6 protein-coding genes and 3 pseudogenes are annotated in these 9,808 nt (G+C 69.8%); 6 read left to right on the top strand and 3 right to left on the bottom strand.

Annotated features, from left to right (window positions below; genetic code table 11):
• A pseudogene (locus ND748_RS17525) lies at window positions 1-498 on the bottom strand (hypothetical protein); the annotation flags it as partial.
• On the opposite strand from ND748_RS17525, the pseudogene ND748_RS35080 reads away from it, so the two are divergent.
• The 4 genes and pseudogenes from ND748_RS35080 to ND748_RS17505 all read left to right on the top strand — a co-directional run.
• A pseudogene (locus ND748_RS35080) lies at window positions 454-699 on the top strand (response regulator); the annotation flags it as partial. The pseudogenes ND748_RS17525 and ND748_RS35080 sit on opposite strands and share 45 nt — an antisense overlap.
• 80 nt (window positions 700-779) lie before the next feature.
• Window positions 780-1,157, top strand: coding sequence for a LuxR C-terminal-related transcriptional regulator (locus tag ND748_RS34665; RefSeq protein ID WP_251746873.1), 378 nt, complete (start codon window positions 780-782; stop codon window positions 1,155-1,157).
• Window positions 1,158-1,797: 640 nt separating this feature from the next.
• Window positions 1,798-2,109, top strand: coding sequence for a hypothetical protein (locus ND748_RS17510; RefSeq protein ID WP_251746872.1), 312 nt, complete (start codon window positions 1,798-1,800; stop codon window positions 2,107-2,109).
• A gap of 11 nt (window positions 2,110-2,120) precedes the next feature.
• Complete coding sequence (locus tag ND748_RS17505) at window positions 2,121-5,648, top strand: DNRLRE domain-containing protein (protein ID WP_251746871.1); 3,528 nt, start codon at window positions 2,121-2,123, stop codon at window positions 5,646-5,648.
• Between the two features lie 1,224 nt (window positions 5,649-6,872).
• Here the strand turns inward: ND748_RS17505 and ND748_RS17500 are convergent.
• Window positions 6,873-7,346 (bottom strand): Lrp/AsnC family transcriptional regulator, encoded by a 474-nt coding sequence (locus tag ND748_RS17500; RefSeq protein ID WP_251746870.1) that lies wholly within the window; start codon window positions 7,344-7,346, stop codon window positions 6,873-6,875.
• Between the two features lie 436 nt (window positions 7,347-7,782).
• Between ND748_RS17500 and ND748_RS17495 the strand changes: the two genes are divergently transcribed.
• Window positions 7,783-8,178 carry an OB-fold domain-containing protein gene (locus ND748_RS17495; protein WP_251746869.1) on the top strand — a complete coding sequence of 132 codons (396 nt, stop codon included), beginning with the start codon at window positions 7,783-7,785 and terminating at the stop codon, window positions 8,176-8,178.
• Between the two features lie 55 nt (window positions 8,179-8,233).
• Window positions 8,234-9,433 carry a thiolase family protein gene (locus tag ND748_RS17490; RefSeq protein WP_251746868.1) on the top strand — a complete coding sequence of 400 codons (1,200 nt, stop codon included), beginning with the start codon at window positions 8,234-8,236 and terminating at the stop codon, window positions 9,431-9,433.
• A 10-nt stretch (window positions 9,434-9,443) separates the two neighbouring features.
• Here ND748_RS17490 and ND748_RS17485 read toward each other — a convergent pair.
• Window positions 9,444-9,808 (bottom strand): annotated as a pseudogene (locus tag ND748_RS17485) (TetR/AcrR family transcriptional regulator); the annotation flags it as partial.

The raw sequence follows: 9,808 nt of genomic DNA, 5'->3' as shown, positions 1-9,808 counted from the left end.
GGGCGGGGGCGGCGGAGGTGGGAACGGTGGGGGTGCGGGTCGGAGCCGCCGCGTGGGGCCGTCGGACGGTGTGGGGCCGGCAGCCGGCGTGGCGGTGACGGCGGGGTCGGGTGTCCCCTGTTCACCGTCCGCCGCCCGGGCCACGACCGCGGTGGTGTAGCCGGCGGTCCAGGCCAGGACGGCGCGGACGTAGCCGGCCGACGGGTTGTAGCTGTAGATCGCGGCGCGCAGCCCGACCGGATCGGCCGGGTCCCGGTGACCGCGGCACAGGTAGCCGGCTGCGGCCAGGGCGGCGTCGTCGATGTTCTCGGGATCGGCGTGGCCGTCGCCGGAGCTGTCCCGCCCCGCGCCGGCCCACGTCGTCGGGATGAACTCGCGGCGCCTCGCGGATCTCCCGTGACCAGGTCTTTTGCCTCGACGGGCCCGCCGACCGCCACCCGGGGGAGGCCCGCGATGCGGGCCGTTGAAACGGTGTCGATCGTGCTGGCCGACGGCCACTATCTCGCCCGCGCCGGCCTGCGGGACCTACTCCTGGCGGAACGCGGACTACGCCTGGTCGCGGACGCCGCCGACGGCGCGGCGGCGGTCCGCGCGGTTCGCCACCACCGTCCCAGGGTGGCGGTGATGGACTGCACGATGCCCGAACTGGACGGGCGCACCGCCACCAGGATGATCACCTCCGATCCCGACCTGGCCGGCACGGGAGTTCTTCTCCTGGCGGCCGGACCACGCAGTGAGCGCCACGTCCTCACCGCCCTGGTGGCCGGGCCAGCGGCTTCGTGTTCAAGGACGAGCTGCACTCCGGCCGGCTGGGTTCCGCCGTGCGTGATGTGGCCGCGGGCGACGGGACGGTGCTCAGCCCACGCGCGGCGGAGATCCTCGCCACCCGGCTGCGGCGCACCTTCACGCCGGTGCCGACCGCCCTGGCCGCGCGCGTGGACCGGCTGACTCGCCGGGAACGGGAGGTGCTCGGACTCCTCGTCGTCGCCGACCGGTCCAACGCCGAAATCGCCGGCATCCTCGGCGTGAGCCCCACCACGGTCAAAACGCATATGCAGTCGCTGCTCGGAAAGCTGGGCGTTCCGTCACGGGTGCAGGCGGCCCGGATCGCGCGACTGATGGCCGAGGCCGACCTGTACCCGAACCTCGCAAGCTGAGCCGGGTGCCAACCGCACTCAGTTCCGCCGCCCACTTATTCCGCATGTCGGACCGTCCTGGCTGCCCGCTGCCCGCTGCCCGTGGCCCGCCACCCGTGGCCCGGACGGTCCCTTTCGCGTCTCCGGGATTCTCCTCCGCGCGGAGTAGAACAGGCGGATACAACGGCGGAGACAAACCCCTGACCGGTGGAGCCGGCCGGCTCGAAGTTCCTCCGAGCGGCCGATGCGCGGTATCCGGATCATGTTCCACGATTACCGCGATTCTTTCCGTTCCGGCCCTCCCCCTTCCCGGTGCCCGCTATCCGTCAGGCCAAACCACTGTGCAGTTGGCCGGGTATCGCGCATGCGCCAGTCCGACTTTGGCCTTGCGTTGACCCGCCGACCGCTCGGGTCGGCCAGGTCGGGTCGGCTCTGTCGGCGCTCCCGGGAACGGGCAGAACCTGGGAGTCGCATTGCGAAAACATCGACGTCGTACCCTCCGGCGGCGGCCAGCGCCGCGCCGCCCCCGACGTTCACCAAGCCGCCCACCGAAGGCTCGGTGCGCCCCGCCCCGCCGGGCGGGGCGAGCGGAAAACCGGTCGCCCGTGAGCTCCCGGGCCTGCGGACCGCGACGTCACGGACGGTCGAGACGACGCAGGGCGTGTACCGAACCGAGGTCTCCTCCTCCCCCGTCAACTACCGCGACGCCCAGGGCGCCTGGCAGCCGATCGACACCACACTCGTCGCCTCCACCGGGAAGGGTTTCGCCTGGCAGGCGAAGGCCGTCGGCTACGACGCCCAGTTCCCGGGCACTCTCGCCGACGGCCCGATCCGGGTCTCGCGCGGCGGTCGCTGGGTGGGCCTCCAGCTCGACGGCGCCACCGCGAAGGGCGTCGTCGACGGGGCGACGATCACCCACGCGGACGCGCTGCCCGGCGTCACCCTCGTCTACACAGTGCTCTCCACGGGGTGAAGGAGTCGCTGGTGGTCAGGGATGCCGCCGCGGTCACCTCGTTCCCGTTCCGGATCACGACCTCCGAAGGGCTGTCCGCCCGGACCGCCGGCAAGGGCTTCGCCGTCACCGGAGCCGACAACACGCCGGTGTTCACCCTGCCGTCGTCGTTCGCCGAGGACACCGGTGACCGCCTGTCCGGCCGCGGCGCGGTGACCTCGACCCTCGCCACCGCAGCCCCGCCGGCCGGCGGCAGCACCGTGACGAGCCCAACAGCCCCGACGACCACGCCAGCCCCGACAACCACGCCAGCGCCGACAACCCCGCCAGCGCCGACAACCCCGACAACCCCGACTCCGACAACCACGACGACGCTGACCCAGACCCTGGCGAAGGACTGGCTCACGGCGAAGAACCGGACCTGGCCGGTCGTCGTCGACCCGACGGTGACGATCGGGCCCAGCCAGATCACCGACTGCTACATCGCCGACGGCTCCTACGCCACGACGAACTACTGCTCGTCCGGCCTCATGGAAATCGGGTACGGCCCGGCGGCCAGCGGCAACGCACGTCGGCGGGCTCTGATGAGCTTCGACCTGTCGGCGATCCCCAAGTACGCCGTGGTGAAGACCGCCGACATCAAGCTCACCGTGACCGGGGCAACCGCGGGCTCGCTGAGCTTCCCCGTCTACCTGCTACGGCTGTCGCAGTCCTGGACGACGGCGGCGACCTGGAACAACAGCGGCAGCGGGGCGTGGACCGGCGGCGCGACGAGCGGATCGGCCTACGACATCAAGACCATCACGTCCACGACCGGCGCATGGCACATGTACGCCGGCAAACTCGCCCAGGACTGGGTCAGCGGCACCGTTCCCAACCAGGGCCTCATCCTGAAGGCGGACGACAGCGCCACGACGGGGGTGGTGCAGGTCGCCTCGACGCAGGCCTCGGCCTCCGGCGACCGGCCGACGATGACCGTCGACTGGAGCACCCAGACCGGTCGGCGTGACTTCAACACGTTCACCGGGCAGAAGCTGGACAGCAGCTGCGACGCGGGCGTCAACGTCGGCAACGGCAATCTGCTGCTGCAGTGCGTCGAGTACTCCATCAACGGCGTCGGCCGCCCGCTCACCGTGTACCGGACCTACAACTCCGGGGAAGCGGCGGTGTTCCAGAACGGCGCCGACACCCCGCTGGGGATTAACCGGTGGCGGCTGTCCACGGGCGTGTGCATCTTGCACAACGGCGACGGTGTCACCCACAATGGCGCCACCTTCTACGACGAGTCCGGCACGCCGTTCGTCTTCGAGGCCGGCGGTGGCCTGACCTACACCACCCCGCCGGGCCTCAACGCGAAGCTGGAGGAGAACGTGCCGGCCAGCGGCCAGTTCCGGCTGACGTTCGACGACTCCAAGACCGTGTACGTGTTCAAGAAGTTCACCTCCGATCCGCTGAACCTCGCCTACCAGCTCTGGAAGGTCACGGATCGAAACGGGAACGTCACGACCTTCGACTACACCGCCCGGCCGGGCTATGCGGAGGGGTTCCTCGCGACCATCAAGGACACCCGGGGACGGATCATCCAGGCGAACTACACCAACGACTCGTCCAGCGGCAAGGACTTCCTCACCTCGCTCTCGGACACCGCCGTCGGCCGGACGGCCACCTTCCACTACGTCGGCTGGAACCTGGACTACACCGTCGACGCCGGCGGCGAGGTCCGCGGGTACGAGTACGCCGACTTCGGCTCGGCCCAGGACGAGTTGTCCCGCTTCTACGATCCGGACGGCCGCATCACCGACTTCACCTACGACAGCGCCGGCCGGGTGCTGACCGTCACCCGCCATCCCAGTTCCGGGGTGGACAACACGACCACGTTCGCCTACAACGACGCGGCCAGCCCGCCGACCCGCACGGTGACCGACCCCCTTTCCCACACCACCACCTACGCGGTTGAGAACCGGGACTACGGCACCCGGGTCACCCAGGTCACCGACGCCCTGGGCAACGACCGTTCGAAGACCTGGACGGCGCAGGCCCGGGTGGGTTCGGCGACGAACGCGGTCGGCGGCACCTTCACCAACACGTGGGGCGCGAACAGCGGCGGCAGCCTGACGTCGACCGTGGGCCCGCTCGGCGCGACGACGAAGTACGGCTACACGAACACCGACCCGTCCTGCCCGGCCTCCACGCCCGCACCGACGAATCCCCAGACCCACCTGCCGATGTGTTCCTCGGACGCGGCAGACAACCGGTCGCTGTTCACCTATGACGGCCCCGGCAACCTCACCGCCAACGAGAACTCCTTCGGCGCGGAGGCGACGGTGGCCTACTACCCCGACGGCCAGCCGAACACCTCGACCGACCCGAACGGCAACGTCACCACCTACACCTACATCACCACCACCTACAACGGTGTGACCACCCACCAGCTCCAGCACGTCAATCCGCCCGCGGGTAACAGCCTGGCGCAGCGAACGGTCGACCTCGACAACGGCGAACGGCTCCAGGAACTGGTCACCGGCACCGGGGTGACCGTCGACTACTCCTACACCAACAACGACCGCCTCACTGGCGTCACCTATTCGGACACCACCCCCGACATCACCCTCGTCTACGACCATGCCGGCAACCTCATCGAGCGCGACGACGGCACCGGCACGACGACCTACGCCTACGACGGACTGTCCCGCCTGACGTCGATGACCCTGCCGGACAGCTCGACGACCAGCTACACCTATGACGCGGCGTCCAACCTGCTGACCGTCGGCGAGCTCGGCGGCACCACCACCTACGCCTACGACCAGGTCAACGACGTCGCGACGATGATCGACCGGGCCGGCAACCGCACCGTGTTCGGCTACGACGCCGACGGCCGGCGGGTGGACACCTGGGCGACGGCGAACACCGCGACGCCCCCGACCTCGTACGCGCTGCACACGCACACCACGTTCGACACCGGCGGGCGGGTGAAGCGGATCAAGACGACCCGGGCGTCGAGCGACGCGGACGCCAACCGGGTGATGGACTACGAGTACTGCTACTCCCCTTACACCTCGGGGACCTGCACCACGGCGAGCAGCACCGACCGTAACCAGATCCAGGGCCGCAAGGACATGATCGCGGGCACGGTCGCCACCTACACCTACGACACCGGCAGCCGGCTGACCCGGTTCAACAACGGCTCCGCGGACGACTACCAGTACACCTACCGGACTGATATCCCTGCTCGTCCCCAACGGCAGCGGCTACACCACCTACCACTACGTCGTCGACGGCCAAGCAAACATCGTCGGCCTCATCGACAGCACCGGCACCGGACGCGCCCACTACGCCGAGGAGGAGTCGAAATTTTCCGTCACATTCTTGCATACATGTTCGTAGTATTGTGGATTGCATTTTGGTTCCAAGGAATGAGGATTGGCGCAAAGAATAGGAGGGCAGAGGCCAGAGGAGAGTCGGTAAGGACATTCCATGGGGCATACGTCGACGCCATGATTCCCTTCGCCACAGGCGTTCTGATGGCAGGTATAGGGATCTACTTTCAGCGCTTGGCGTAGATCCGTCTTCCTGATGACGGGGAGGGATAGATCGATCTTGATCGCGTGAACCGCAGTAGTCGCCTTCGGCGGGCCATCGTCGTCGAGCTGCAGGACGATCCGCCCCAACCACATTGCACGTTCGACGAGCCGCGTGGAGTAGGAGTCGTTCCGAGGCCGCAATGTCAGCTTGAATCACCAGGCAGCCAACTGGGTGCTGAAGTCCGTCCGGCGATCAGCGGCTCGCCGGCCTGGCCCGCGGCGTCTGCGCACCGCCGCGGGAGAAACGACGTTTCGCAGCGGCCTGATCGGAGTGCATAGTTTCGCCTCCGGCGGGCCGACAACGCTCGTGGCACGCGATCCCCAGGGCGGCTTGATATCCCTGCTCGTCCCCGACGGCGGCTACACCACTACGTCGTCGACGGACAAGAAGACAATATGATCGACTTCGTCGACAGATCCGGCACCGAATGCGTCGGGATCGATGGTACCGGCCACCGCGGGCACCGCCATCGGAGTCGGCCGGGCACAGGTCCTTGCCCGACTGCCCTCCGTCGGAGGCTGTCAGGTGCTACCCACGACCACGGCCTGTCGGATGTCGTACCGGAGGTCTTCCGTGTTGAAAGACGTCGAGCAGCTTCCAGCCGCCAAGGCGATGAACAGGAAGGCCGTGTGGACGGGTCTCGCTCTGTGGCCACCACTGATACTGGGCGGACTCATGGGATTGATGTTCGGAGGTCCGGGTAGCGGTGCTCTGATCGCCGCCGGGAATCCTCGCCCCTGGCCCCCAGGGCAGGCATGGCGCTCTCACGATGAGGTCTGTGCCGCGGCCCGCGGTGCCGATCCGGGGTGTGCGGCGGCCGTTCGGGGCGCAGGCCAGGAGCCCGACATGGCCGGAGCGGGCCGCCGGGGCGCACCGGCTAACGTCCCCCGGTCCGCCACGCCCGCAGCGTAGGCACCGCCACGCTGACGCTGTTTGTCGCCCCGCTCGCCGGTGCCGCCGCGGTGGTCGTCGGGGCCTTGACGCAATCGGATACGGCATACTGCGACCGATTGGTGCCGCGAGAATCAGGCGCAGCACGGCCCAGGCAGTGTGGACCAGGCAGGCGCCATACGGAACAGGCGCGGTGAGCTCAGGCTCAGCACGGCAAGGCGTGGCAGGGACGGGCACGGTGCGGCCGGGTGGCCTCGGCGGGGCGGAGCGACCGCCGCCGAAGCCGGTCCGGAAGTGGTCGCCGACGGCGGCTATTCGGCGGGGTCGACGGGTTCGATCGGCTCGACCGTGGCCGAGCGCCGGTGGTCGAACACCAGGCTGGTCTGGACGTCGTGGACCTCGGGCCGGGCGGTGAGGCGGTCGATGACGAGGCTGTAGAGCCCGTCGATGTCCGGCACCGCGACGTGCAGGAGGAAATCGAAGGTTCCGGTCGTGGAGAACAGGCTCACCGTTTCGGCGAGGTCGGCCGCCCAGGCACGGAAAGCCTCGATCACCGGTCGGGAGGGCGGCCGGACCCGCACGGATATCAGGGCCTGCACCGGCCGGCCGATCGCGGCGAGATCGACCTCGGCGCGAAACCCGCTGATGATGCCCCGTTCCACCAGCGAGCGGACCCGCTGCAGGGAGGTCGAGGGCACCACGTGGGTGGCCAGGGCGAGATCCCGGTTGGTCCGCCGGCCATTCTGCTGCAACAGGCGCAACAAGGCACGGTCGAGCTCGTCCAAGCCGATTCCCCTCGCCGTCAGGGCATTGATGACCCGCCCTCGGAGTATGTATTGCGGTCGCGACATCGTAGCAACATGTCCCGGTATCGGGCGGGTTGTGCCGAGTGGGTCCTGTCCGGGGAACCCAGGACCAGGGAAAACGCAGACGGATAGATTTCGTGATGTGTGCGTCCGGCACTTTCGGGCCGGGTCCGCGGCGCCGCGCGGCGCCGCGGGCGGCCGGACAGCGGACCGGTTGCCGCTGGCTGGGGCGGATGGTAAGCCCACAGGGGGTGGATGGTGATCGGTGGGACACGCCCCCGGGACCGTGGCCGGGGTGGGATCCGCCGCCACCGCCACAACAGCCACCACAGCCACCACCCGTCCCGTGGCGGACCAACCACGCGTCCGCCGGTCAGCCGGTCGGGGACGAAATCCGACCCGTGAGGAGCACCCCGTGCCGCAGACCGTCCCGTTCGTCGACTATCTGGTGCTGGGCGAGCGACCGCATCTGGTCGCCCGTGAATGCACCGCGTGCGGCGCACGTTTCTTCGACCGGCGCAACGCGTGCGCGAGCTGTTTCGGCACCTCCTTCACGCAGGTGGACGTCCCCACCGAGGGCGAGGTGCGCGCGTTCACGATCGTCGCCCACGCCGCCCCGGGGGTGCCCGTGCCGTTCGTGTCGGCGACGGTGGACTGCGCCGGCACGAGCGTGCGCGCCAATCTCATCAACGTCGAGCCCACGCCCGAGGCGGTTCGCCTGGGGATGAAGGTGCGCCTCGCGCTCACCCCGGTCGGCGTCGACCAGGCCGGCACCGAGGCGGTCAGCTTCGGGTTCGAACCCCGACTCTGAGGCCCCTGCCCGTCCCGGGAACACGCACCCACACCTTTGGCAGGAAGAGACGACTATGGCAAGCGACGACGTGTGGATACTCGGCATCAGCATGACGCGGTTCGGTAAGCACCCCGACTCCGACCTGATCGACCTGGCCGCCGAGGCGACCATGAACGCGATCGCGGATGCCGGGATCACGATGCGGGAGATCGGCGTTCTCGCCGCGGGCAACCTGCGCGGCGGCGGCGGGATCGGCCAGGCCTTACAGAAGCAGGTGGGCCAGACCGGCATTCCCGTCTACAACGTGGCCAACGCCTGCGCGACGGGAGCGACCGCGATGCGGGTCGTCCACATGGCGCTGCGCGCCGGGGAGGCCGACTTCGGGCTCGCCGTCGGCGTGGAGAAGCTCGCCGGCGCCGGGCTGCTCGCCGGTGGCGAGCGGATGGGCGACTCCGACACCTGGACGCCGCAGGGCCGGTTCGGCGCGGTCGGCCCGCTCGACGGTCGCATCGGTACCGAGACGATGCCCGGGGTCTTCGCCCAGATCGGCATGGAGTACGGCCACCGCTACGGCGGCACGAGCTTCGAGCTGTTCGCCCGGATCTCCGAGAAGAACCACGCCCACTCGACGCTGAACCCGCTGGCCTCCTACCAGCGCCGGTTCACCCTGGACGAGATCATGAACGATGTCATGATCTCCTACCCGAACACCCGGCCGATGTGCTCGGCGAACTGCGACGGGGCGGCGGCGGCGGTCCTCGTCACCGGTGCCGCGCTGAAGACCCTGGCGCCCGAGCAGCGCCGCCGGGCGGTGAAGATCTCCGCCTCGGTGCTGACCACCGACCCGTGGGAGGAGGCCTGCCAGGTGCTGCCGAACGTCAACACGCTGACCCGCAACGCCGCGCGGCGCGCCTACGACACCGCCGGTGTCGATCCCGAGGACCTTGACCTCGTCGAGCTGCACGACTGCTTCGCCACCGCCGAGCTGGTCCACTACGACAACCTGATGCTGTGCCCGGAGGGCGGCGCGGTGGACTTCTTCCACTCGGGTGCGACCTGGCGGGACGGGTCGACGCCGGTGAACGTCTCCGGCGGGCTGGAGTCCAAGGGGCACCCGATCTCGGCGACCGGCATCGCGAACATCTGGGAGGTGGCGACCCATCTGCGCGGCGAGGCCGGCGACCGGCAGATCCCCGGTGCCCGCGTCGGCCTGGCCCACGTGATCGGCCTGGGTTCGGCCTGCGGCGTCCACATCCTCGAACGCGCCGCCTGACGGGTGCGGCTCAGGGCTGCTCCGGTGCGGCGGGGCGGGGGCGCAGGCCGTCCATGAACAGGTCCAGCAGGCGACCTGCCTGCGCGCGCTGGGCGGGTTCGCCGGCGGCGAGGGTGACGCCGGCGAGCCCGGTGAGCACGTCGACCGGGTCGACGTCGGCGCGGACGGTCCCGGCGGCGGCCCCGGCGGCGAGCAGGGAGGTGACGGCGTCGACCATCCGCTCGCGGGTGTGGGCGAACGGATCGCTGCCGGAGGCGATGACGGCCCGCAGCGCGTCGGCCATCCCCCGCTTGGCGGTGGTGTAGTCGAGGAAGGCGTCCATCCAGGCGCGGACGGCCGCGGCCGGCGGCAGGCGGCCCAGCAGCGCCGGCGCCG

The organism is Frankia sp. AiPs1 (assembly GCF_023716945.1).
Lineage (GTDB): Bacteria > Actinomycetota > Actinomycetes > Frankiales > Frankiaceae > Frankia.
The sequence above is the reverse complement of the archived record's forward strand: the minus strand, read 5'-3'. Positions and strand labels throughout refer to the sequence as shown.